This is a genomic window from Methylobacterium sp. Ger2507 (genome assembly GCF_055231875.1).
Genome location: NZ_JBUYVC010000001.1, coordinates 2,876,033 through 2,899,333 on the forward strand (window position 1 = coordinate 2,876,033; position 23,301 = coordinate 2,899,333).

Consider the following 23,301-nt stretch of genomic DNA (forward strand, 5'->3'; position numbering starts at 1 on the left):
CTGGTCGCCCTTATGCGGCAGCCCTCGGCCGGCGGCGAGCCCCCGCAGGCGCTGCGTCGGTTACGCCGTGGATCGGAACGCCACCGGGCTTGATTCCCGCGCCGAGACCGGGATTCTGCGAACAGACCACGAACACGGGCGAAACGATCGGGAGGGGCGTCCGCGATGGACCCGGGCGAGGCGGGCGCGATCCGCAAGATCATCCACATCGACATGGACGCGTTCTACGCCTCCGTGGAACAGCGTGACGATCCCGCCCTGCGAGGACGCCCGGTGGCGGTGGGGGGATCGCGCGAGCGCGGCGTGGTGGCGGCGGCGAGCTACGAGGCGCGGGCCTTCGGGGTACGCTCGGCCATGCCCTCGGTGACGGCGCGCCGGCTCTGTCCCGACCTCGTCTTCGTCAAGCCGCGCTTCGAGGTCTACCACGGTATCTCGGAGCAGATCCGGGCGGTCTTTGCCGAGCATACCGACCTGATCGAGCCGGTCGCCCTCGACGAGGCCTATCTCGACGTGACGCGAAACCGGCAGGGGCTGCCCACCGCCACCGCGGTGGCTCGCGCGATCCGGGCCTCGATCCGCGCCCAGACCGGGCTCGTGGCCTCGGCGGGCGTCTCCTACAACAAGTTCCTGGCCAAGGTGGCGTCCGACTTCCGCAAGCCCGACGCCCTCTTCGTCATCACCCCCGCGATGGGGCCCGGCTTCGTCGAGGACCTGGCCATCGGGCGCTTCCACGGGATCGGCCCCGTCACCGAGGCGCGCATGAAAGCGCTCGGCATCCTGACCGGGCGCGACCTCCGCGCCCTGAGCCTCGACGCCCTGACGACGCGGTTCGGCGCCGCTGCCCCCTATTACTACGGCGTCTCGCGCGGGATCGACGAACGGCCCGTGCGGGTGAACCGGGTGCGCAAATCGATCGGGGCGGAGAACACCTTTTCGGAGGATTCGGCGGATTACGACGTGCTCGCGGGCCGCCTCGTCCCCCTGCTCGACAAGGTCTGGGGGGCGGCCGCCGCCAAGGAGGTCCGCGCCCGTACCGTGACCCTGAAGGTGAAGTTCGCGGATTTCGAGCAGATCACCCGCGCCCGCTCGCTGGCGGGCTTCGTCGCCGACCGCGCCTCGTTGGAAGAGATCGTGCGGGTGCTCCTGCGCGACCTGTTCCCGCTCCGGCGCAGCGTGCGCCTGCTCGGCGTCTCGCTCTCGGCCCTGGAGCACGGACCGGCTCTGGAGCCGCGACAGCTCGGGCTCGGCCTCTGAGGCGTGCGTCGGCAGGCCGGCTTCACGGGCAGGCCGCCGCCACGGCGATGCGCCGGCCGCGCCGCAGGACGACGATCAGCGCGAGGCCGAGCGCCGCCATCGCGGCTCCCGCGACCGAGACCGCCGGATAGCCCCAGCCGAGATCGATCACGCCGCCGCCGAGGGCCGCACCGATCGCGTTGCCGAGATTGAAGGCGCCGATGTTCAGCGCCGAGGCGAGGTTGGGGGCGCGATCCGCCTCGGCCATCACCCGCATCTGCAGGGGCGGCACCAGGGCGAAGCTCGCGATGCCCCACAGGAAGATCAGCGGTGCCGCGCTCAGCCGCGAGGTCATGCCGGGCGCGAACAGCAGGAGCAGGACAATCAGCGCCAGCAGCGACGCCATGATGGTGCCGTCCACCGAGCGGTCGGCCAGACGGCCGCCGGCCCAGTTCCCGACCGTCAGTCCGACGCCGTAGATCACCAGCATGGCGCTGACGAAGGCGGCACCCGCCCCCGCCTCCATGCGCAGGATCGGGACGATGTAGGTGAAGACCGTGAACATCGCGCTCGACCCCAGCACCGTGAGGGCCAGGGCGGCGAGGACCGGGCCGCGGGCGACGACGCGCAGTTCCGAACCCATGTCGGGCGCGTCCGCGACGGGCAGCGGCGGCAGGGCCAACCGCAGCGACACCATCGCGATCACGCCGATGCCGGCGATGCCCCAGAAGGCCGCGCGCCAGCCCAGTGCCTCGCCGACCCAGGCGGCGAGCGGCACGCCCCCGATGGTCGCGATGGTCAGGCCTGAGAACATCGCCGCGACGGCGGCCGCGCGACGCTCAGGCGGCACGAGGCCGGCCGCCACCACCGAGCCGATGCCGAAGAAGGCTCCATGATTGAACGAGGTGACGATCCGGGCGCCGAGCAGCATCGTGTAGCTGTCGGCGAGCGCCGAGAGCAGGTTGCCCAGGGTGAAGATCCCCATGAGGCCGACCAGAAGGGCGCGTCGCGGCATCCGGGCGAAGCCCAGGGTCATCAGCGGTGCCCCGATCAGGACGCCGAGCGCATAGGCGCTGACCAGCAGCCCCGCCGTCGGGATCGAGACCCCGAGATCGCTCGCGATCAGCGGCAGCATACCCATCGGGGTGAACTCGGTGACGCCGATGCCGAAGGCACCGATGGCCAGGGCCAGCAGGGATGGATGGAGGGTCATGGCATGACGTCCCGGCACGGGGTTTTTGAGCAGTTGTTCCGGACATGCACATGATACCATCCGGGACAGGGCGGTAGTCCCGTTTCCGGATCGACATCTGTGCGTCAGGAGCACGAATGCAGCGCGACAAAATCGATCGCACGGGGGAGATGGCGACGTTCCTCGCGGTGGCGCGAGACGGCAGCCTGTCCGCCGCCGCCCGCACGCTGGGACTGACCGCCTCGGCCGTCAGCCGCATCGTGGCGCGCCTCGAAACCCGCCTCGGCGTCCGGCTGATCGTGCGGACCACCCGTACCCTGCGCCTCACCGCCGAGGGCGAGAGCTATGCCCGGGCGGCGCGGCGCATCCTCGCCGACATCCAGGAGAGCGAGAGCGCCATCGCCGATCAGGCCTCGCCCCGCGGCCGGGTTCGGATCAGCACCGCCTCGGCCCATGGCCGGCTGGTGATCGTGCCGCTACTGGCGGAGTTCGTGAGGCGCTATCCCGGGATCTCCGTCGACATCGATCTCAGCGACCAGATCGCCGACATCCTCGGCGGACGGGCCGACGTGGCGATCCGCTTCGGAACCCTGCCCGACAGCCCGCTCACGGCGCGACGGCTGGGCGAGACGGGCCGCACGATCGTGGCCTCGCCCGCCTATCTGGCGCGTGCCGGGGTGCCGGTCGTTCCGGCCGATCTCGCACGGCACAATTGCCTGGATTTCAATTTCCGCCGCGCCGAGCCCGGCTGGCCGTTCCGCGAGGCGGGGCGCGATTACCTGTTGGCGGTCGGCGGCAACATGACCGCGAATAACGGCGAGACGCTGGTGCAACTCACCCTCGACGGGATCGGGATCACCCGCGTCGGCCATTTCCATATCGTCGACGACCTTGCGAGCGGTCGCCTGGTGCCGTTGCTGGAGCCCTACAATCCGCAGGACCGAGAGGCCATTCACGCGGTCTTCGTCGGCGGCGCCGCGATGCCGGCCCGCATCCGGGTCCTCATCGACTTCCTGGCGGAGATGCTGCGGGCGCCGACCGGGGCGGAGGGAACCCCGCAGGAGGACGGCGCAAACGAAAGGGGCGCTACCCTTTCGGATAGCACCCCCTCGGATCGGCAGGCCCCGCGAACGGGGCATGCGATCTCCCTTAGTTGAAGGGATCGATCTCGGCGGACTCGTAGCTGGTGACTTCCATGCCGACGCAGATCTCGGAAACGATGGGGGCGGACCACTTCATGACGTCACTCCTGGTTGGTTATGGTTGGAAAGAGCCGAACCCGGCGGGTTCGACGCGTCTTCGAACTCAGGCCGGGCCTTAGTTGAAGGGATCGATCTCGGCGGACTCGTAGCTGGTGACTTCCATGCCGACGCAGATCTCGGAAACGATGGGGGCGGACCACTTCATGGGATAACTCCTTCGTGCTCGACGCCCTTGATATGCCGTTGGGTTGGGCACAATACAAGTGGACGCTACACTTATATTTCTCATAGGGTTGGCGGATATCGCGGGTCCAACCCTGGGTTTCAGCGGAAACTCTACGCCGTCCGAGGCTCGAACCGGCGATATGGTGCTGGATTGGAACCCGCGCGTGTCTCGCGTGCGATCCGCCTCGGAGATCGCGCGGTGGCGATGGGGAGGGACCCAACCCGCTCCGCCGGGGGAAAGATCCCGGCCCGGTCGGATTCGGCTTGACGCCCCGGGGAGGGGAGGCGCACTCACGCGCCGCCGAGCGGTTCCGCGCGTGATTCCCTGGTGTTTCACAACGTGCGGTGCGCCCCTCGGCTCCCTCTCGACGAATCCAATGCCCAGCGACAGTCCCGACCGATCGCCCGCGCCGTGCCCGGCCGCCTCCGCCCCTCGCGCCTGACGCCCCGCTGACCGGGCGCGGGTGCCCGATGCGGACGGCCGTTCACGGCCGGATCGCGCGCCCCTGCGAGGTGAGCCCATGAACGAGATCGCCCCCTTCCCGGCCGGCATCGACCCGGCGGTCCTCGCCGCCCGCCTCTCCGACGAGCGTGCGCCCGACATCGTCGAGGCCCTGAACGAGGAAGCTCCCGAGGTCGCCGCCGCCATCCTGCTGGGCCTGCCGCTGGAGCGCGCGATCGAGGTGCTCGACCAGCCGGAACTCGATTGCGCGGCCGACATCATCGAGATGCTGCCGCGCGACCGCGTCGCCTCCTACCTGTCGGGCATGTCGGCGGACCGGATCACCGACCTATTCCGGGAGATCGAGGAGCCCGGACGCTCGGACCTGCGCGCCCGGCTGGACGCGGAGACCCGCGGCGCCGTCGACCATCTGAGCGCCTATGGCGAGGAGACGGTCGGCTCGCTGATGACGACCGAATTCGTCGCCGTGCCGGGCAACTGGACCGTGCAGCAGACTCTCGACCACGTCCGGCACGTGGAGAAGACGCGCGAGACCATCTACGCGATCTTCGTCCTCGATCCGCGCACCCGCGCCCTGACCAAGGCCGTACCCCTGCGCCGGCTGATCTCGGGCGATCCGGGCGACAACGTGCTCTCGGTGGCGCCGAACCGGCGCCCGCTGGCGGTGTCGCCGACGGCCAGCCGCGAGGAGGCCGCCCGCCTGATCTCGAAATACGACCTCCTGGCCCTGCCGGTGATCGACGCGGTCGGCCACGTCATCGGCATCGTCACGGTCGACGACATGATCGACGCCATGGTGGAGAAGCAGACCCAGGACGTGCAGCGCTTCGGAGGCATGGAGGCACTGCCCGAGCCCTACATGGATATCGGCTTCGGCACGATGATCCGGAAGCGGGCCGGGTGGCTCTGCGCCCTGTTCCTCGGCGAGATGATGACCGCCACGGCAATGCAGGGCTTCGAGGGCGAGCTCGAAAAGGCCATCGTGCTGACCCTGTTCATCCCCCTGATCATGAGTTCGGGCGGCAATTCCGGCAGCCAGGCGACGTCGCTGCTCATCCGTGCCCTGGCGCTGCACGAGGTGCGCCTGCGCGACTGGTGGCGGGTGGCCCTGCGCGAACTGCCCACCGGCCTCGTGCTCGGCATGATCCTCGGGGCGATCGGCATCATCCGTATCGTGATGTGGCAGAAGATCGGATTGTACGATTACGGCGAGCACTGGATGCTGGTGGCCGCCACGGTCGGAGCGGCGCTCGTCGGCATCGTCACCTTCGGCTCGCTCACCGGCTCAATGCTGCCGTTCCTGCTTCAGCGACTCGGTTTTGATCCCGCCACCGCCTCGGCGCCCTTCGTGGCCACGCTGGTCGATGTGACCGGGCTCGTCATCTACTTCTCGGTGGCGATGCTGATCCTGCGCGGAACGCTGCTGTAGGGTCGACCGGGTGGGCCGGCCGATCCCTTTCGGAAGGCCGGCATCCGACTGCGTCCGTCGCGACAGGTGGGGTTCGGCCGCAGGGTTCGGACGCGGGCCTCAGACCCGGGGCCGCAGGCTGACGTCGCTCAGCACCGAATTGGCCAGGCGGTCGGGACCGATCTCGTTGGCGGAATAGCCCACCAGGGCCGCGAGGCTTTCGCGGGCACGCCAGACCCGGCTCTTCACCGTGCCGATCTTGCAGCCCATCACGGCGGCGGCCTCGTCGTAGGTCATATTATCGATGGCCACCAGGGTCAGCGCCTGCCGCAGGGTGCTCGACAGGCGCCCGATGGCGGCGTTGACATCCTCCAGGTCGAGGATTCCACCCTGCGCCGGCAGAGTGACCAGCTGGGCGGCGTAACTGCCGTCGCCATCCTCGACCTCGTGGACCCGCTTGCGCTGGCCTGAATAGAACGTGTTGCGCATGATGATGGTGAGCCAGCCGCAGACGTTGGTGCCGGGCGTGAAGCTCTCGCGGTACATCCAGGCCCGCAGCATCGTGTCCTGCACCAGATCGTCGGCGCGCGCGGCGTCGCGGGTCAGGGAAAGCGCGTATTTGCGCAGCCCCGCCGCGTGATCCTGCAGACCCTGACGCACCTCCGCTGTGAGCGACTCGCCCCGGGCCGCCAGCACCGCCTCGAGGCGGGCGAGGAGGACGTCGAACCGGTCGGGCTGCTCGTCCTCCAGGGAGGCGTAGGTCTCGCGCAGATGCTGGCCGAGGGATCGTCGGATCGACGGCGCGATCTGCGGCGCCTCATTCGAGGTCAAGCGAGTCGGTACATCGGATGCGGATTGCGCTGTCATCCAGTCTCTTCTCGGGCAACTGGGAACGATAAAGGCCAGCAACTGGCCGCTTCCCTTCAGTCGCCGACAGTGTGCAAAACCAGGAACACACTCGCATCAACACAGGTTAATGGGAAGACTTTCGTAGATCTACGGCACGTTTCCGTACCATTCCGTGCCAAAGTCATTGGATACAGCGAAGATTATTTAGTTTCCTCATGGAACAAAGCCGCAAAAAGCCCGCCGCGGCCGAAGCCGGGCGGGCCAAGTCTGGGGAGGAACGCATGATGCGTAGTCGGTCAACCGGCGCACGCGGCACGTGTTCATTGCCGAAAGCGCCGAGCCCATCGGCGTCCGGGAGCACGACAGCGTGGTGGTGGTGATTGGTGGGTGCCGGCCCTGCCGGCTGGCCCGTCGAGATCAGGCTTCGTCGATCAGCCGGATGTATTCGGCCTCGGGCACGCCGTAGCTGTCGCCCGCGACCGCCAGCAGGCCGGCCCGGTCGAGCACCTCGATGCGGCCGCGGCGGGCCTTGATCAGGCGGTTGCCCTCGAGCATCTGCAGCGCCAGCGTCACCGTCGTGCGCTGGACGCCGAGCATGAATGACAGGAAGTCATGGGTTACGGTGAGTTCGTCGCCGATGACCCGGTCGTGGCACATCAGGAGCCAGCGGGCGAGCCGGACCTCGATGTTGTAGCTGGCATTGGCGAAGGCCGTCTGCGCCGTCTGAACCAGCAGCGTCTGGACAAAGCGCAGCAGCAGCTTGCGCAGGGTCATGCTGCGCTCCGTGGCCGAGGTCAGCTCCGCGGCCCCGATGGCGATCATCTCACCGGCATTCTGCACGAAATGATCGTAGGGCGTGCGGTCGCTGCCGAGCAGCACCGGTGCAGCTCCCACCACACCCTCGGGCCCGATGATGCCGACCTCGACCTTGCTGTTCCCCGACGTGGTGATCGAAGCATAGCCCGCCTCCGGGAAGAAGAGGTCCCGGATCGGCTGATGCGGCTGGATCAAACCCTGGCGCAACTCCGTCGGAAGCGAACGCAGATGCGGCTGAAGCAACGCGAAATCGCTTGGCGCGAGACGTTTGAGCAAACGGTTACGAACGGCAGATTGCTCTAGCAGCGACACGGCCTTGTCCCTTGGGGCAAGAGCACAAATAGTCTCTCGTGAACCCATACACAGGAATATATACAAGCGATCCCCGACTATCTGTACGATGCGAGACAAAGGCAAGCCCGCAAAGACGTCTGTCGGGTAGTCGACATTCGCCAAGTGTCGGGCACCACACCGAAGCCGAAGACCGGTGTTCAACCCAGCAAATTCGGATTTATAAGCCAGGAAGCTGGGGTAAATTCGTGGGAAATCCCTGGCTTGGTCGATGCTGGAAGACGCTTGCGCCTGCCGATGCAAGGGAACGATGCGCTGAGCGTCGCCTCTCCTTGCCCGGCTCTCGGCGATAGGACGCGCTAGTCGGCCCATGGGCAGGATGAACGGGCCGAGGATCAAGCAATAGTGACAGGTCATGCGAAGTGGAGCGTGAGCATCCATCACCTTGCTTCCTCGCATGCGTTGCGTGCGGGTCGATGAGGCCGGCATCACGCAGGACGGGATTGGTCCTCGACGCCGGCTCCGAAGTGGAAAGCCGCGCGGTTCGACCCCTCATCCATAAACTCGAGCGCTTCGGACCTCTTGCGGAGCCCGAACGGGACCTGCTGACCCGTCTCGCCGCCGAGGCCAGCCTGGTCGCCCCGCGGACGGATCTCGCCCACGAAGGCGAAATTCCGAACTGCCTCTTCGTCTTCCTCGAGGGCATGGCCTGCCGCTACAAGGTCCGAAGCAGCGGTGCGCGTCAGATCCTCGCCTATCTGGTGCCGGGTGATTTCTGCGACGTCGATGTCGGCCTGCTGACGCGCCGGGATCATGCGATCAGCACCCTCTCCAGCTGCCGCGTGGCCCGGATCGAACTCGATACCCTCCAGGACCTCATCGTGAATCAGCCGTCGATGATCCGGGCGATGCGTCGGGCGACGCTGGTCGACGACGCGACCGCGCGCGAGTGGCTGGTCAATGTCGGGTCCCGCTCCGCGATCGAGCGCATCGCCCACCTGTTCCTGGAACTGCTCCTGCGCTTGCGGGCGATCGGGCTGACGCGCGGCGACAGCTACGATCTGCCGGTGTCGCAGCTTGATCTGGCCGAGACGACCGGACTCTCCACCGTTCACGTCAATCGCACGCTCCAGGACCTAAAGCGCCAGGGCCTCATCGAGCTGCGGTCCCGTCTCCTGACGATCCGGAACGTGCCACGACTGGTCACCCTCAGCGGCTTCAATCCACGGTACCTGTCGCTCGAAACGGTCGGGCTGCCCTGAAGGGCCTCGTGCGGCCGGGCGGGGCCGCCCGCAACAGCCGGTTGCAGCCGTGCCTTCCTCCTGCGGGCCTTCCTCCGGCGGGCCTTGCGCCCGCGTGCCGTGGGCCGACCTGAACCACCGTCCAGGGGCCCGATTTCCGAAGCGCCCCGTCTCTGCTATCGCGGTCCGATCTGCAGGAAGCCGGGAGGCGCGGGCGAAGGCCCGGCCGGATACCGGGCTCAAGGATCCGGCCATCCGATGATGTCATCCACCGAACGGTCCGGGTCCTACGATCTCACCGGCAAGCGCGTCCTGGTCGCGGGGCATCGGGGCATGGTGGGTGCGGCGCTGGTGCGCCGGCTCGCCTCGGAGAACTGCACCATCCTGACCCTTGGGCGGGACCGTGTCGATCTGCGGCGCCAGGCCGAGGTCGAGGCCTGGATGGCGGCGGAGCGGCCGCAGGCCCTGATCCTGGCCGCCGCCAAGGTCGGCGGGATCGTGGCCAACGACACCTATCCGGCCGACTTCCTCTACGACAACCTCATGATCGAGGCCAACCTGATCCAGAGCGCCCATGCGGTCGGCGTCGAGAAGCTGCTCTTCCTCGGCTCCTCCTGCATCTATCCGAAGATGGCGGCCCAGCCGATGACCGAGGACGCGCTCCTCACCGGGCCGCTCGAGCCGACCAACGAATGGTACGCCATCGCCAAGATCGCCGGATTGAAGCTGTGCCAGGCCTATCGCCGCCAGCACGGGGCCGACTTCATCTCGGCCATGCCGACCAACCTGTACGGGCCGGGCGACAATTACGATCCCCAGGGCAGCCACGTCCTGCCCGCCCTCCTGCGCAAGGTGCACGAGGCCCGGCGTGACGCCCGCGACCGCATCACGCTCTGGGGCACCGGAACCCCGTTCCGCGAGTTCCTCCACGTCGACGATCTGGCCGATGCCTGCATCTTCCTGATGCGGTCGTATTCGGGCGACGGTCCGGTCAATGTCGGCTCGGGCCAGGAAGTCACCATCCGGGCGCTGGCCGAGACCATCGCGGACGTCCTCGACTGGCAGGGGCACCTGGACTTCGACACCACCAAGCCTGACGGCACCCCGCGCAAGCGCCTCGACACCTCCCGCCTCGAGGCCCTCGGCTGGCGGCCGCGGATCGGCCTGCGCGACGGGATCGCGGAGGCCTATGCGTGGTTCCGCCACCATCACCCCGAGGCCTGACCCGGCCGGCCCCGGGAGCGCCCCCCGGCGAGCCCCGCCCGTCCCGGCCGCCCGCGCGCCTCATTCCCCTCCCGACGCCCTAAGGAGCGACGCATGTCCACGACGCAGAAAAGCGTGTCCACGACGCAGAAAACAGCTTTGATCACGGGCGTCACAGGACAGGATGGCGGCTATCTCGCCGCCCTGCTGCTCGCGAAGGGCTACATCGTCCACGGCATCAAGCGCCGCTCGTCGTCCTTCAACACCGGACGCGTGGACCATCTCTACGACGATCCCCGCTTCGCGCGGACCGACTTCCACATGCATTACGGCGAGCTGACCGACGCCACCAACCTGATCCGCATCATGCAGGAAACCCTGCCGGACGAGGTCTACAACCTCGGTGCCCAGAGCCACGTCCAGGTCAGCTTCGAGACCCCGGAATACACCGCCAATTCCGATGCCATCGGCACCCTTCGCCTGCTGGAGGCGATCCGCATCCTGGGCCTGAGCGAGAAGACGCGCTTCTACCAGGCCTCGACGTCCGAGCTCTACGGCAAGGTCCAGGAGGTGCCCCAGCGCGAGACGACCCCGTTCTATCCGCGCAGCCCCTACGCGGTGGCCAAGCTCTACGCCTACTGGATCGCGGTGAACTACCGCGAGGCCTACGGCATGCACGCCTCGAACGGCATCCTGTTCAATCACGAGAGCCCGACCCGGGGCGAGACCTTCGTCACCCGCAAGATCACCCGCGCGGTCGCGGCGATCGAGGTCGGCCGTCAGCCGACGCTGTATCTCGGCAACCTCGATGCCATGCGCGACTGGGGCCATGCCCGCGACTACGTCGAGGGCATGTGGCGCATCCTCCAGCAGGAGGTGCCGGACGATTACGTGCTGGCCACCGGCGAGATGCACTCGGTGCGCGAATTCGTCGAGCGCTCCTTCGCGGTGGTCGGCCGGACGCTGGTTTGGAGCGGGGAAGGCGTCGACGAGCAGGGCCTCGACGCCAAGACCGGTCAGGTGCTGGTCAAGATCGATCCGGTGTATTTTCGGCCGACGGAGGTCGACCAGCTTTTGGGCGACCCCACCAAAGCCCGCGAGAAGCTCGGCTGGACCCACACCGTCACCTTCCCGGATCTCGTCGACGAGATGGTGCGCGCCGACCTCGCCGCCGCCCAGGCCAACCACTGAGGGACGACGTCCCGATTCTGCTTGTCCAACGCGAAACGCCCTCCTGTCCGATCGGACGGGAGGGCGTTTCGCTGATGGTCAACCGGGCTTGGAGACGACCGGGCTTGGAACGGTCATCCGGCGGCGAATCAGTCGATGGCGCGGGCCACCGGGCAGGCCGAGCGGATCGTCTCCGGCAGAGCCGTGTAGTCGGAATACCCGGCCTCGCGCGCCATCGCGTCCAGGGCCGAACTCGCGTTGAGGGCACTGCCGGTCCACAGAACGGCGCCATTGGTCTGCTGACGGACTTCAAAGATGCTCATGATTGGTTAACCCTCGCGGGGGAAAGGTCTATCCTTCTCCCAACGTGATGCCTGGCGAAAAGTTGCAGGGTTTCTTGCTCCCCGACCGCTCGTCGGCGCCGCGATCGGCCGTGCCCGGGGATACGCCATGAAAACGCCGGCCTCCTGCACCAGACATCGGCCTCCCGTCGTCGCCGAGCGAGTCATGCAGCCCCTTCGCTCCCCGATGTGCGGTCCCGAATCCCGCTTCGCCTTCGCTCTCGCCGCTTCCCTCATGGCCGGCGCGTTCGCGACAGGTGGCAGGGCCTGGGCCGCCGAGCCCGCCTCCGTGCCGGAGCCCGCCGCGGTGGCGCCGGCCGTCACGGTGGTCGCAGCCGTGGAGCGCGCGGTGATCGAGCGCGCGGTGGTCACCGGAACCCTGGTGCCCCGTGACGAAATCCTGGTGGCTCCGGAGATCGAGGGCACCCGCATCACCGAATTGCTGGTGGAGGAGGGCGCGCAGGTCACGCACGGCCAGCCCCTGGCCCGCCTCTCCCTCGAGATGATCGTGACCCAGGAAGCCGCCAACGTCGCCACCCTGGCCAAGGCGCAGGCCGCGATCATCCAGGCCCGCAGCCAGATCGTTCAGGCCGAGGCCGCGCAGGTGGAGGCGAACCTGGCGCTCGAGCGCACCCGCAGCCTCGTCCGCACCGGCAACGCCACCGCGGTGACCTTGGAACAGCGCATCTCGACCGCACAGGGCAACGAGGGCCGTCTCGCCGCCGCCCGCGGCGGCCTTCAGCTCGCCCAGGCCGATCTCGAAACCGCGCGGGCGCAGGGCGCCGAGATCGCCCTGCGCCGCGCCCGCACCGAGATCCGGGCCCCCGAGGCGGGGATCGTCAGCCGGCGCACCGCGCGGGTCGGTGCCACCGCCACGGCGGCCGGTGAGCCGATGTTCCGGCTGATCGCCCGCGGCGAGATCGAGCTTGAGGGAGAGATTCCCGAGGTCTGGATGCCGCGCCTGCATGTGGGCGACCCGGTCCAGCTCGATTGGGACGAGGGCCGGACCCTGCGGGGCCGCGTCCGCCGCATCGATCCGGAGATCGACCGCGCCACCCGCCTCGGCCGCGTCCGCATCAGCCTCGATCCCGACCCCACCCTGCGCATCGGCGCCTTCGCGCGCGGCAGGGTCGAGGTCGCCCGCCGAACCGGCGTCGCGGTGCCGCTCTCCGCCGTGCTCTACGCCGCTGATGGTGCCGCGAGCGTCTTCGTGGTGGCGAAGGACCACGTCGAAGCGCGCCGCATCGTTCCGGGCCTCGCGGCCGAGGGCTTCATGGAGATCCGCTCCGGCGTGCAGGCGGACGAGGCGGTGGTGGCCCGCGCCAGCAGCTTCCTGCGCGACGGGGATCGCGTCCGGGCCGTCGTCCCGCCCCTGAAGGCGGCCGATGCCGCTCCCCGCTGATCGGACCATCCCATGCGGTTGAACATCTCGGCCTGGGCGATCCGCAAACCGATCCCCTCGCTCGTCCTCTTCCTGGTGCTGGTCGTCCTCGGGCTGGTCAGCTTCCGCGCCCTGCCGATCACGCGCTTCCCCAACATCGACATCCCGATCGTGTCGGTCCAGGTCCTGCAATCGGGGGCGGCCCCGTCCGAGCTGCAGACCCAGGTCACCAAGGTGGTCGAGGACGCGGTGGCGGGGGTGAAGGGCGTCAAGCACGTCATCTCGACGATCTCGGAAGGCGTCTCCAGCACCACCATCGAGTTCCGCCTGGAGGTGAACAGCGACCGGGCGGTCAACGACGTCAAGGACGCCCTCTCGAAGGTCCGGGTGAACCTGCCCCGCACCATCGAGGAGCCGATCATCAACCGCGTCGAGATCGCGGGCCTTCCCATCATGATCTACGGCGCCTCGGCGCCCGCGATGACCCCGGAGGACCTGTCCTGGCTCATCGACGACGTCATCGCCCGGCAAGTCCAGAGCGTGAAGGGCGTCGGCGGCGTCGAGCGCCTCGGCGGCGTCGCCCGCGAGGTCCGCGTGACCCTGAAGCCCGACCGGCTGCTGGCCCTCGGCATCACGGCGGCCGACGTCAATCGGCAACTGCGCCTCACCGCCGCCGACATGGCCGGCGGGCGTGGCGAACTCGGTGGCCAGGAGCAGTCGATCCGGACCCTGGCGGGTGCCGCCAGCCTCGACACCCTGGCGGAGACCTCGATCATCGTGCCCGGCGGCCGCAAGGTGCGCCTCGACGAACTCGCCACCCTGGTCGACGGCTCGGAGGAGCCCCGCACCTTCGCCCGCTTCAACGGCGAGCCGGTCGTCGCCTTCGCGATCTCGCGCTCCACCGGCGCCAGCGACGCCGAGGTCGCGGTCGGCGTGGCCAAGCGCATCGCGGAACTCGGGAGCCGCTACCCGGGCGTGCGCTTCGACCTGATCGACACCTCCGTCATCAACACGGTGGGCAATTACCACTCGGCGATGCTGAGCCTCGTTGAGGGCGCCGCCCTGGCGGTGATCGTGGTGTTCCTGTTCCTGCGCGACTGGCGCGCGACCCTGATCGCCTCGATCGCGCTCCCGCTCTCGGTGCTGCCGACCTTCTGGGTGATGAGTACCCTCGGTTTCTCCCTGAACGCCGTCAGCCTGCTCGCCATCACGCTGGTGACCGGCATCCTCGTCGACGATGCCATCGTGGAGATCGAGAACATCGTCCGGCACATGCGCATGGGCAAGTCGCCCTACCGCGCCGCCCTGGAAGCCGCCGACGAGATCGGGCTCGCCGTCATCGCCATCACGGCGACGATCATGGCGATCTTCGCGCCCGTCTCGTTCATGAGCGGCATCGCCGGACAGTATTTCAAGCAGTTCGGCCTGACCATCGCGGCGGCGGTGTTCATGTCGCTCCTGGTGGCGCGCCTGATCACGCCTCTGCTCGCCGCGTATTTCCTGCGCGACCACGGCCCCGACCTTACGCGGGACGGGCCCGTCATGCGCGGCTACACCCGCGTGGTCGCCTGGTCGGTGCGCCACAAGTTCATCACGCTGGTGCTCGGTTTGGCCTGCTTTGCCGGGTCGATCCTGTCGACCGGGCTGCTGCCGGCGGGCTTCCTGCCGGCGGAGGACGCGGCCCGCACCATCTTCGTGGTCGAGTTGCCGCCCGGCGCGCGCCTCGCCGACACCACGCGGGTCACCGACAGCCTGGTGGAACGCATCCGCGCCCTGCCGGAGGTGCGCAGCGTCTTCATCGACGGCGGCCGCCAATTGCCGGGGAAGAAGGAGGTGCGGCTCGCCACCTTCACCATCAACCTCACCCCGAAGAACACCCGCCACCGCACTCAGAAGCAGGTCGATACCGCCGTGCGGGCGATCCTGCACGAGGAGCCCGACATCCGGTTCTGGGCCCTGCGCGAGGGCGGCCAGCGCGACGTCACCCTGATTGTTTCCGGTCCGGACAAGACCGTGGTGGCCGATACGGCGGCCAAGCTTCAGCGCGAGGCGGCACGGGTTCCCCACCTCGTCAACGTGCTCTCGACGGCGCCCCTCGACCGCACCGAGATCCGCATCCGCCCGAAGGCCGGCGTCGCGGCCGAACTCGGCGTCTCCACCGATCTCATCGCCGAGACCGTGCGGGTGGGCACCATCGGCGACATCGGTGCGAATCTCGCCAAGTTCAACACCATCGACCGGCAGGTGCCGATCCGCGTGCAACTGCCCGAACGCCTGCGCGGCGACCTCTCGCAGCTCGAAACCCTCAAGGTCCCGGTGAAGGGCGGGGGGGCGGTGCCGCTCTCCACGGTGGCGGATCTCAGCCTCGGGCGCGGCCCCACCGCGATCGACCGCTACGACCGCGCCATCCGGGTGGCGCTGGAAGCCGACATGGAGGGGTCCGATGCCCTGGGCTCGCTCATCGCCGCGATCCTCGACCTTCCCACCGCGAAGGACCTTCCGCCCGGCGTGACCATCCGGCAGACCGGCGACGCCGAAGTGATGGGCGAGGTGTTCGAAGGCTTTGCCCTCGCTATGGGCGCCGGCCTGATGATGGTGTTCGGCGTGCTCGTGCTGCTGTTCGGTAACTTCCTGCAGCCGCTGACCATCCTGTTCTCGCTGCCGCTCTCCATCGGCGGCGCCATCCTGGGCCTGCTGATCTTCAACAAGCCGATCTCGATGCCGGTGGTGATCGGCATCCTCATGCTGATGGGCGTGGTGACCAAGAACGCCATCATGCTGGTGGACTTCGCCGTCGAGGAGATGGCGCGCGGGGTCGACCGCGTCACCGCGATCGTCGATGCGGGCCGCAAGCGCGCCCGGCCGATCGTGATGACCACCATCGCGATGGCGGCCGGCATGGTGCCCTCCGCCATGGCCCTCGGCATCGGCGGCGAGTTCCGGGCGCCGATGGCGATCGCGGTGATCGGCGGCCTCATCGTCTCCACCGGCCTGTCGCTGATCTTCGTGCCGGCGATCTTCATCCTGGTGGACGACCTGTCGCGCCTGTTCGTGCGTGTCTTCGGCCGCTTCATCGGCGCGGTGGACGAGCCGACGGAAGGCGCCTTCGCGCTGCCGGCGACGCCCTCGGCCAACGACCCGAAGCCGTTCCAGCCCCGCATCGCGGCGGAGTAGGGTGAGGCCAGCGACGCCGGGATGGCCCGTGAACGAAAACGCCCGGACCTCTCGGCCCGGGCGTTTTCGTCAGTGTCGCGAACAGGTTCGCTGCCGCGAACCCGAAAGCTTCAGCCCTCGGTGCGGGCCGCGAGGCGGCTTGCGGCGAAGCAGAGGCCGCCGGCGACGATGAACAGCACCACGAAGGTCTTCACAGTGGCGTAGAACAGGGCCGGCTCGATGCCCGCATCCGTATACAGCACGGCGCCGATGGCGGTGATCGGCAGGAGCAGGAGAATCAGGAGGGGGGTCAGCGGGTTGTTCATGCGGGTCTCTCAACCTCTGTCGGACCCGGTTCACCGGACCGTGTGGCGTTCACTGCCTTCCCCATAGCATCGCGGGGCGGTGCGCGCCAAGATCGTCTGGCCAAGCTCCTGCGGGACCGAGACGCTACGGCACGAACGAAGAAGCCCGGTCAGGCGGGAATTCGCACGGTCGCCCGCAGACCGCCGAGCGGACTGTCGTGCAGGGCGACGTCTCCGCCATGGGCGCGGGCGATGTCGCGGGCGATGGAGAGGCCGAGCCCGGACCCGCCGGCATCCTGGCGCGCGTCGTCGAGGCGCACGAAGGGCTTGAACACCTCCTCCCGCTGATCGACGGGAATGCCCGGTCCGTCATCGTCGATGGAGACCAGGAAGGCGCGGGCCTCGCGCCGGCCCGTGATCAGCACGGTGTCGCCGTAGCGGGCTGCGTTGGCGGCGAGGTTGAACAGGCAGCGCCGCATCGCGTCCGGCCGAAGCGTCACGTGGAAGGACGTCACGTCCGGGTGATCGTCCATCTCCACCGCGTCCACATGGGCGCCGAGGCGCTCCACATCGGTGCGCAGGTCCTCCAGCAGGGCGCGCATGTCGGTCGGCACCGCCGCCTCGCCCGAATCGCCGCGCGCGAAGGCGAGATAGGCCTCCAGCATCCGGCTCATCTCGTCGACGTCGCGCTGCAGGTCCTCGACCTCCGTGGTCTGCTCGACCAGCGCGAGGGAAAGCTTGAAGCGCGTGATGATGGTGCGCAGGTCGTGGCTGACCCCGTTGAGCATGGTCGTGCGCTGCTCCATCGCCCGCTCGATGCGTCGCTTCATCTCGATGAAGGCATGGCCCGCCTGACGGACCTCGCGGGCGCCGCGCGGCCGGAACTCGATCTCACGCCCCTTGCCGAAGCTCTCGGCCACGGCGGCGAGACGCAGGATCGGCTTGATCTGGTTGCGCAGAAACAGGATGGCGACGCCGAGCAGCACCAGCGACGATCCGCTCATCCACAGCAGGAAGATGTGCGAATTCGAGGCATAGGCCATGCTGCGCCGGGCGGTGACGCGCATCACCCCGTCGGGGATCGCCACCCGGATCTCGATGAGGCTGGAGCGGCCCACCGTATCGATCCAGTAGGGCCGGCGGATCTGGCGCCGGATCTCGTCGGAGAGGGCTTCGTCGAGGATCGAGAAGAACGGGCGCGGCCCCGCCGGCGGGAGCTTGGCCCCTTTCAGGATGTCGACGTCGAGGTTGAGCCGGTCGTTGGCGATCCGGGTCAGGGTCTCGGAATCCTTGTCCTGCGGATAGCTCTCGTAGATGTCGATCAGCGCGGCGACGTCGGCCGTGACGGCGGCGGAGAGACGCCGCGTCACGAGCTGCCAGTGCCGCTCCATGAAGGTGTAGGCGATCACCGATTGGAGCAGCACCACGGGCGCGATGATGATGATCAGGGAGCGGGCATAGAGCCCCTTGGGCAGCACGTCGCCGATGGCGCGGCTGAGCAGCCGCCACAGGCGGGCCGGGCGGGGCAGGGCGGCGAGACGGGTCGCGGTGCGCTGCAGGAGGCCGGAGGCGGCCATGCGGATCAGTCGATTGCGAGGCGGTAACCGACGCCCCGCACCGTCTGCAGGAACAAGGGATTGGTCGGATCGACCTCGGTCTTCCGGCGCAGACGGTTGATCTGCACATCGATGCTGCGTTCGGCGGCGAGGCCCCCGCTCCCGGCCAGCGCCTCACGCTCCACGTTGGCCCCACCGGCCTGCGCCAGGATGGTCAGGATTTCCCGCTCCCGCTCGGTGATGCGGATGGTCTCGTCCTCGCGGCGCAGCTCGCCCCGGTCGATGCGATAGGAGAACGGGCCGAAGGTCACGGTGTCGTGCCCCCGGGCCCGGCCGCCATCGTCGCTGCGCCGCTTGATGATGTTGGACAGGCGCAGGATCAGTTCGCGCGGCTCGAAAGGCTTGGGCAGATAGTCGTCGGCACCGATCTCGAGACCCATCACCCGGTCGTTGGGGTTCGAGCGGGCGGTCAGCATCAGGATGGGGACGCGCGAGGTCTGGCGCACTTCGCGGGCATAGTCGAAGCCGCTCTCACCCGGCATCATCACGTCGAGCACCAGGGCGTCGAAGACGAAGCACTGTGCCTTGATCCGGGCCTCCGGGACGTTGCCGGCGGACGTCACCCGAAATCCCTGTTCGTAGAGGAAACGGGACAGCAGCTCGCGCACGCGGCGGTCGTCGTCGACCACCAGGATGTGCGGCGCATGGTCGGGCAGTTCGCTGCCCAGGCGCGGGCTGGGCGCGGCCATCAGGCGGCGCTCCGGGTGCGGCGCGCCATGAGGCGCCGGACGGCCGCGCGCGCGTCGGGTTCGATCATGCCGAACAGGAAGCTTTCGGCCGAGAGCGGCCGCTCGCCGCCATGCTCGGAATCCGTCAGCGCCCGTGCCACCCGGCGGCTCTGCAGCCGGATGAGATCGCCCGCGAGGTCGGCACCGGCGGCGGTGCAGAACAGAAGGCGTTGGCGGCGATCGTTCGTGCCGGTCTTCTGCGCGATGTAGCCCTGCTCGATCAAATCCTTCAGCACCCGATTGAGGCTCTGCTTGGTGATGCGCAGGATATCCAGAAGTTCGGCGATCGTAAGACCCGGATAGCGATCGACGAAATGCAGCACGCGATGGTGCGCCCGCCCGAAGCCATACTGGGCCAGGATGCGGTCGGGATCACCGACAAAATCCCGGTAGGCAAAGAACAGGAGCTCGATCAGATCGTCACCGGAGCCGGGGGTCGGCAGCGGCGCATCGGGATCGGCGTCTCGCATCACGGGGGCACTCACGTCGGGGGCGACCTCGATTTATGTCAGTGATGTTGACATGTTCCAGCCCCCCGATGACCCGTCAAGTCTCCTGGTCGGGAACGGCATCGGCTGGATCCGTCAAGCGATTCCGGCCGGCGTCCCGCGTTGGCCGAACCAGCCTCGGCCGGACAGCACCGCATCAGCGTGTGGAACCCTGCACCGAGACCTGGGACACTTGCCTGGGACACTTGCCTGGGACACGGCGATCCGCAGCGCGAGACCGCTGGAACCCGTCTGCGATCGCCGCGTTCACAAGAACATTTCGTGAACTCGAGGAACACACCATGGCCAAGACCCAGCATGCCGAGTCGGACACCAACCCGAAGACCGACCCGAAGGACACCTCCAATCAGATCAAGGATCCGAGCCAGTGGACCACCGGCGGCGAGCCGATGACCGGCGCGCAGGCCTCCTATCTCAAGACCCTGTCGGAAGAGGCGAAGTCGCCGGACTCGTTCGACCCGGACCTCGACAAGGCCGAAGCTTCGCAGCGGATCGATGAGTTGCGGAAGGAATCCGGCAAGGCCTGACGGGCGCCGACCCGCGACCCCCAGGACGGACCGGGCCGTCGCGGGCGTTCCCCCGACGACCCGGTGCCAGCCGAAGACCCGGTGCCAGCCGAAGACTTCGCCACCGGCAAAATCTTTCCGAAAGGATTTTTCGGGATCTACCTTCGGCCTCGCCCATCAGCTTAAGGCCTCCGCAAGAAAGACCCTTTATCCATCAGCCGGCTCGGCCAGACGAAAGACACGATGCGACCATGACCGAACTGGTATCCAGACGAGCCAGCCTGCGGTCATGGACTGCCAATTCCGCCCTCGTCGGACGATTCCTCAAGAACACGACCGGTTCGACGGCGATTGAGTACGGCCTGATTATGGGCCTGGTCTTCCTGGCGATTGTGACAGCAATTCATTACATGACCGGCCAGACGGCTGCGATGTATACCTATATCGGCAGCAAGCTCGTAAGCTCATCGTCCTGATCCCGCCGACCGCCCCTCAGCGCCGGCCGGTACCCCCTTTTGGCGTGGGTCTGGAGGAATCTCCGGAGACGGCGTTATCACGGGGCGGCGAATTATCGGCGGCTTTCTTCGGCGCCTGCCAGAACGTGTCGAACAGGCGTTGCATCGCCCGCGCGTTTTCCTGCTGCACCTCCAGGCCGGTCTGAAACATCTGCTGCATCAGATCGAAGCCTGAATCTGCACCAGCCTTGCCCTCTGCGTCGGCCGGGGCCTTCGCGGAAGTTTTCCCCGAAGTCGTCGTTGAGGTCACAGCTGTCGGGATGCGTGCCGGAGCCGGACGAAGTGGCGTCCGAGGTGCGGGCGCAGCGCTCGCGCCCGGACCACCGCCCGTCAGAAAGGCCTGCATCATGTCGGACCAGGCATTGGGCGAAAATCCGAACGGATCGGGCATCGCACGGGGCGCCGGCGCGGGCTGCGGCGCCTGATTGATCATCACGTGGACGATGCCCGCCACCACCATGCCGGCCATGACGGGCAGCATCTGCTTCAGGGCCGGCATTGCCACCCCGCTCACGGTCGCCGCCTGCTGAAGCACCGCCTGGCTGAGATGGGACGACCCGAAGAGCTGCTTGACCAGCATGTCCATCTGCGACGGCGGCGGCGGCGCGGCAGGGCCGACGAGGTTGAACATCTGGGCGAAGCCCATCGGGTCCTGGGCCGCATTGCGCTGCAACCCCATGGTCAGGGCCGGCAGAAGGGCCTGCATGGCGCGCAGACCCTGTTCCTGCGACAGTCCGAATTGGGGCCCGAAGCTCTGCAGGCCGCCCCCCGGAAACCCGAACCCTGGAATCGCCGAGCCCTGAGTCTGGGCGCCCGCCTGCGCCTGGAGAATGTCGAACAGGTTGAACATGGCGGCCTCGCGGACGAACACAGACGATCCCGGGCGACGATCCGGGAATGTCCCATGGAGCGGGACTCTCCGATGGAGTCTGTCGCATCCGGCCAGCACTGACCAGCCCGGACGCCTCATCGCCGCCCGATTCCGGGGCGACGGGGGCGGACATCAACCTGTTTGTGACCCCGGATCCGCCGATGCGCTTCGCCGCGCCCCTGATCGAGGCGCGCCTCGTGCGTCGCTACAAGCGTTTTCTGGCCGACATGGCGCTGGCGGACGGGCGCATCGTCACGGCCCATTGCGCCAATCCGGGAGCGATGCTGGGCCTCATGGCGCCGGGCGCGCGGGTCCTGCTCTCCGAGGCCCACAGCCCGACACGCAAGCTCGCCTTCTCGTGGGAGCTGGTGAAGGCGGACCTGCCGGGCGGGCCGCAATGGGTCGGCATCAACACGATGCGGCCGAACGCCCTGGTGGCGGAGGCGTTCGCCGACGGGACCCTGCCGCCGCTCGCCGGCTACACGGCGCTGCGCCCGGAAGTCCGCTACGGTCGCGCGAGCCGGGTCGACTTCCTGGCCACCGGGGAGAGCCCCACCGGCGCTCCTGTTCCGCCCTGCCACGTGGAGGTGAAGAACTGCCACCTCATGCGGGTGCCGGGCCTGGCGGAGTTTCCGGATTGCGTCGCGGCCCGGAGCGCCCGACACATGGCCGAGCTGGCCGCCGTGGTGGAGGCCGGAGGCCGGGCCATGGTCATCATCGTGGTGCAGATGTGGGCCGAGCGTTTCGACACCGCCCGCGACCTCGATCCGGCCTTCGACCGCGCCTTCCAGGCCGCCCGTGCGGCGGGTGTCGCCGTCCATGCCCATCGCTGCCGGATCGACCCCGCCGGCATCACCGTGGCCGATGCCATCCCGATTCTGTAGCGCGGCGCATCCGGGCGAAAGGCCCTCCCGTCAGGGCGTGCGCTCGAAGATGAGGTTCAGGCGGGTCTGGGCGATCCGGCGGTAGCCGTGCTGTTCCAGTAGGGCGGGCAGGTCGATCTGCCACTGGTCGATGCCGTTCTCGACGATGAGCAGTCCAGGATGGAGCGAGGCCGGGGCGGCGCGCAGGAACGGCTCGAGGATCAGATCCTCAGCCCCCTCGACGTCGAGCTTCATGGCATCGATGCGCTCGATGCCCTCGCCGCGGGCGAGGTCCAGCAGGGGCAGAGCCGGGACGCGGATCTGAGCGCCCTCGTTGGTGCCGACGATCTTCAGGCTCGATTCGCCTCGGTTGCGCGGATCCACGAACAGGGTCAACTCGCCGGCCTTGTCGGCGACGGCGCAGGCCACGGCCTTGACCGTTCCGAACGGGTTCTGACCGATGTTGTAGGTCAGGCGGTCGAATACGTCGGGCTGGGGCTCGACGGCGAGGATGCGGGCGCGCGGCCCCGCGAAGGCGGCCACGAACAGCGCATAGGCGCCGATATTCGCCCCGATATCCAGGAAGGTGCAGCCCGGCTGCAGCTTCGCACGCAGACAATCCCGCTCCTCCGGATCGAAGAATTGCGGCGTGAAGAGCACCTTCTTCTCGCAGTTGTTGTTGTAGGGGTAGAGCCGCATGCGGGCGCCATAGCGCTCGACATCGAGAGGCGCCCCGCGGAGCAGGCCGATCGCCACGCGGCGGAGGAACAGGGCGAGGCGCCGACCCGCCCAGCTGCCATAGGAAAGCCGGCCCGTCTGCCGGGCAATGCCCGCGACAAGGCCGGTGGGAGCGTAGGTACCGAAGGGCTGGGAGTCTTTCATCGCGCCTGCTGATGCCAGCGCGGGAGCACGGCGGCAAGCGGATGAGACCTGCGGCGCGGCGAACGGCACCTGCGGCAGCGCCCTAGGAGGTCGTAACGATGCTGCGGACACGAGGCATGTTCGAGGCTCATCGCTGCGAGACTGAACCGGTTCATCTCAACCGACGAGCGATCCGACGGGCTAAGGCCAGTCGCGACCTGTTCCATTGTGGCAACACCACGACCCAAACCGCGGCGCACAGGTCTAATCTGCCTCAAAAGTAGGCGGATGCACAAAGGATAGCTTTGCCGCGACGCAGGTACTTTGAGACGTTCAATGCAACACCGATCCCGCCCCAG

The 23,301-nt window shown here is 68.2% G+C and carries 23 protein-coding genes; 11 read left to right on the forward strand and 12 right to left on the reverse strand.

The features are described from left to right. Positions 1-165 precede the first annotated feature (165 nt). Positions 166-1,254: a DNA polymerase IV gene (gene dinB, locus ACV7NL_RS13315; protein WP_463355927.1), complete on the forward strand. Its 1,089-nt coding sequence runs from the start codon at positions 166-168 to the stop codon at positions 1,252-1,254. 22 nt (positions 1,255-1,276) lie between these two features. Here dinB and ACV7NL_RS13320 read toward each other — a convergent pair whose 3' ends face one another. Further along, positions 1,277-2,446 carry an MFS transporter gene (locus tag ACV7NL_RS13320; RefSeq protein WP_463355928.1) on the reverse strand — a complete coding sequence of 390 codons (1,170 nt, stop codon included), beginning with the start codon at positions 2,444-2,446 and terminating at the stop codon, positions 1,277-1,279. 116 nt (positions 2,447-2,562) lie between these two features. On the opposite strand from ACV7NL_RS13320, the gene ACV7NL_RS13325 reads away from it, so the two are divergent. Continuing rightward, a complete protein-coding gene (locus ACV7NL_RS13325) occupies positions 2,563-3,582 on the forward strand; it encodes a LysR family transcriptional regulator (RefSeq protein WP_247636043.1) in 1,020 nt (339 codons plus the stop codon). Here ACV7NL_RS13325 and pqqA (ACV7NL_RS13330) read toward each other — a convergent pair. Both pqqA (ACV7NL_RS13330) and pqqA (ACV7NL_RS13335) read right to left on the reverse strand, forming a co-directional pair. Next, positions 3,575-3,664 carry a pyrroloquinoline quinone precursor peptide PqqA gene (gene pqqA, locus ACV7NL_RS13330; RefSeq protein ID WP_056182869.1) on the reverse strand — a complete coding sequence of 30 codons (90 nt, stop codon included), beginning with the start codon at positions 3,662-3,664 and terminating at the stop codon, positions 3,575-3,577. The two genes, ACV7NL_RS13325 and pqqA (ACV7NL_RS13330), sit on opposite strands and share 8 nt — an antisense overlap. Positions 3,665-3,742: 78 nt before the next feature. Continuing rightward, complete coding sequence (gene pqqA / locus ACV7NL_RS13335; RefSeq protein WP_056182869.1) at positions 3,743-3,832, reverse strand: pyrroloquinoline quinone precursor peptide PqqA; 90 nt, start codon at positions 3,830-3,832, stop codon at positions 3,743-3,745. 541 nt (positions 3,833-4,373) lie between these two features. Here pqqA (ACV7NL_RS13335) and mgtE point away from each other — a divergent pair. After that, positions 4,374-5,744, forward strand: coding sequence for a magnesium transporter (gene mgtE, locus ACV7NL_RS13340; protein ID WP_056480409.1), 1,371 nt, complete (start codon positions 4,374-4,376; stop codon positions 5,742-5,744). A gap of 99 nt (positions 5,745-5,843) precedes the next feature. Here the strand turns inward: mgtE and ACV7NL_RS13345 are convergent, their stop codons facing one another. Both ACV7NL_RS13345 and ACV7NL_RS13350 read right to left on the reverse strand, forming a co-directional pair. Continuing rightward, on the reverse strand, positions 5,844-6,554 hold the full coding sequence (locus ACV7NL_RS13345) for a sigma-70 family RNA polymerase sigma factor (RefSeq protein WP_244476804.1): 711 nt from the start codon (positions 6,552-6,554) through the stop codon (positions 5,844-5,846). A gap of 435 nt (positions 6,555-6,989) precedes the next feature. Continuing rightward, complete coding sequence (locus ACV7NL_RS13350) at positions 6,990-7,700, reverse strand: Crp/Fnr family transcriptional regulator (RefSeq protein WP_082503671.1); 711 nt, start codon at positions 7,698-7,700, stop codon at positions 6,990-6,992. A gap of 482 nt (positions 7,701-8,182) precedes the next feature. Here ACV7NL_RS13350 and ACV7NL_RS13355 point away from each other — a divergent pair, with 482 nt between their 5' ends. The 3 genes from ACV7NL_RS13355 to gmd all read left to right on the forward strand — a co-directional run bounded on the left by ACV7NL_RS13355 (position 8,183) and on the right by gmd (position 11,314). After that, entirely contained in the window at positions 8,183-8,941 is a 759-nt protein-coding gene (locus tag ACV7NL_RS13355) for a Crp/Fnr family transcriptional regulator (RefSeq protein ID WP_463355929.1), read from the forward strand. A gap of 237 nt (positions 8,942-9,178) precedes the next feature. Continuing rightward, positions 9,179-10,144 (forward strand): GDP-L-fucose synthase, encoded by a 966-nt coding sequence (gene fcl / locus ACV7NL_RS13360; protein ID WP_463355930.1) that lies wholly within the window; start codon positions 9,179-9,181, stop codon positions 10,142-10,144. A 93-nt stretch (positions 10,145-10,237) separates the two neighbouring features. Then, positions 10,238-11,314: a GDP-mannose 4,6-dehydratase gene (gmd, locus tag ACV7NL_RS13365; RefSeq protein WP_247636045.1), complete on the forward strand. Its 1,077-nt coding sequence runs from the start codon at positions 10,238-10,240 to the stop codon at positions 11,312-11,314. A gap of 128 nt (positions 11,315-11,442) precedes the next feature. Here gmd and ACV7NL_RS13370 read toward each other — a convergent pair whose 3' ends face one another. Beyond that, the gene (locus ACV7NL_RS13370; RefSeq protein WP_463355931.1) at positions 11,443-11,616 is read right to left on the reverse strand and encodes a hypothetical protein; all 174 of its coding nucleotides are present in this window, start codon (positions 11,614-11,616) and stop codon (positions 11,443-11,445) included. A gap of 184 nt (positions 11,617-11,800) precedes the next feature. Here ACV7NL_RS13370 and ACV7NL_RS13375 point away from each other — a divergent pair, with 184 nt between their 5' ends. Both ACV7NL_RS13375 and ACV7NL_RS13380 read left to right on the forward strand, forming a co-directional pair. Then, positions 11,801-13,036, forward strand: a complete 1,236-nt coding sequence (locus ACV7NL_RS13375) for an efflux RND transporter periplasmic adaptor subunit (RefSeq protein ID WP_463355932.1) — start codon at positions 11,801-11,803, stop codon at positions 13,034-13,036. A 12-nt stretch (positions 13,037-13,048) separates the two neighbouring features. After that, positions 13,049-16,189 (forward strand): efflux RND transporter permease subunit, encoded by a 3,141-nt coding sequence (locus ACV7NL_RS13380; RefSeq protein ID WP_463355933.1) that lies wholly within the window; start codon positions 13,049-13,051, stop codon positions 16,187-16,189. 110 nt (positions 16,190-16,299) lie between these two features. On the opposite strand, the gene ACV7NL_RS13385 is transcribed toward ACV7NL_RS13380, so the two are convergent. From ACV7NL_RS13385 to ACV7NL_RS13400, 4 genes are all read right to left on the reverse strand, one after another. Next, on the reverse strand, positions 16,300-16,494 hold the full coding sequence (locus tag ACV7NL_RS13385; protein ID WP_056182889.1) for a hypothetical protein: 195 nt from the start codon (positions 16,492-16,494) through the stop codon (positions 16,300-16,302). Positions 16,495-16,643: 149 nt separating this feature from the next. Continuing rightward, positions 16,644-18,050: an ATP-binding protein gene (locus ACV7NL_RS13390; protein ID WP_463355934.1), complete on the reverse strand. Its 1,407-nt coding sequence runs from the start codon at positions 18,048-18,050 to the stop codon at positions 16,644-16,646. A 5-nt stretch (positions 18,051-18,055) separates the two neighbouring features. After that, positions 18,056-18,778, reverse strand: a complete 723-nt coding sequence (locus ACV7NL_RS13395; protein ID WP_056182895.1) for a response regulator — start codon at positions 18,776-18,778, stop codon at positions 18,056-18,058. Beyond that, positions 18,778-19,287, reverse strand: a complete 510-nt coding sequence (locus tag ACV7NL_RS13400; RefSeq protein ID WP_056182898.1) for a MarR family winged helix-turn-helix transcriptional regulator — start codon at positions 19,285-19,287, stop codon at positions 18,778-18,780. The genes ACV7NL_RS13395 and ACV7NL_RS13400 overlap by 1 nt, the downstream gene beginning before the upstream one ends. 320 nt (positions 19,288-19,607) lie before the next feature. Between ACV7NL_RS13400 and ACV7NL_RS13405 the strand changes: the two genes are divergently transcribed. Together ACV7NL_RS13405 and ACV7NL_RS13410 are read left to right on the forward strand one after the other, a co-directional pair. Beyond that, a complete protein-coding gene (locus tag ACV7NL_RS13405; protein ID WP_247636047.1) occupies positions 19,608-19,853 on the forward strand; it encodes a DUF3072 domain-containing protein in 246 nt (81 codons plus the stop codon). 230 nt (positions 19,854-20,083) lie between these two features. After that, a complete protein-coding gene (locus ACV7NL_RS13410; protein ID WP_463355935.1) occupies positions 20,084-20,308 on the forward strand; it encodes a Flp family type IVb pilin in 225 nt (74 codons plus the stop codon). A gap of 16 nt (positions 20,309-20,324) precedes the next feature. On the opposite strand, the gene ACV7NL_RS13415 is transcribed toward ACV7NL_RS13410, so the two are convergent. Beyond that, on the reverse strand, positions 20,325-21,197 hold the full coding sequence (locus tag ACV7NL_RS13415) for a DUF937 domain-containing protein (RefSeq protein WP_463355936.1): 873 nt from the start codon (positions 21,195-21,197) through the stop codon (positions 20,325-20,327). Between the two features lie 182 nt (positions 21,198-21,379). On the opposite strand from ACV7NL_RS13415, the gene sfsA reads away from it, so the two are divergent. Then, positions 21,380-22,102 (forward strand): DNA/RNA nuclease SfsA, encoded by a 723-nt coding sequence (gene sfsA, locus ACV7NL_RS13420; RefSeq protein ID WP_463357125.1) that lies wholly within the window; start codon positions 21,380-21,382, stop codon positions 22,100-22,102. A gap of 30 nt (positions 22,103-22,132) precedes the next feature. Here the strand turns inward: sfsA and ACV7NL_RS13425 are convergent, their stop codons facing one another. Beyond that, positions 22,133-22,963: an FkbM family methyltransferase gene (locus tag ACV7NL_RS13425; protein WP_056182910.1), complete on the reverse strand. Its 831-nt coding sequence runs from the start codon at positions 22,961-22,963 to the stop codon at positions 22,133-22,135. Positions 22,964-23,301: the final 338 nt, after the last annotated feature.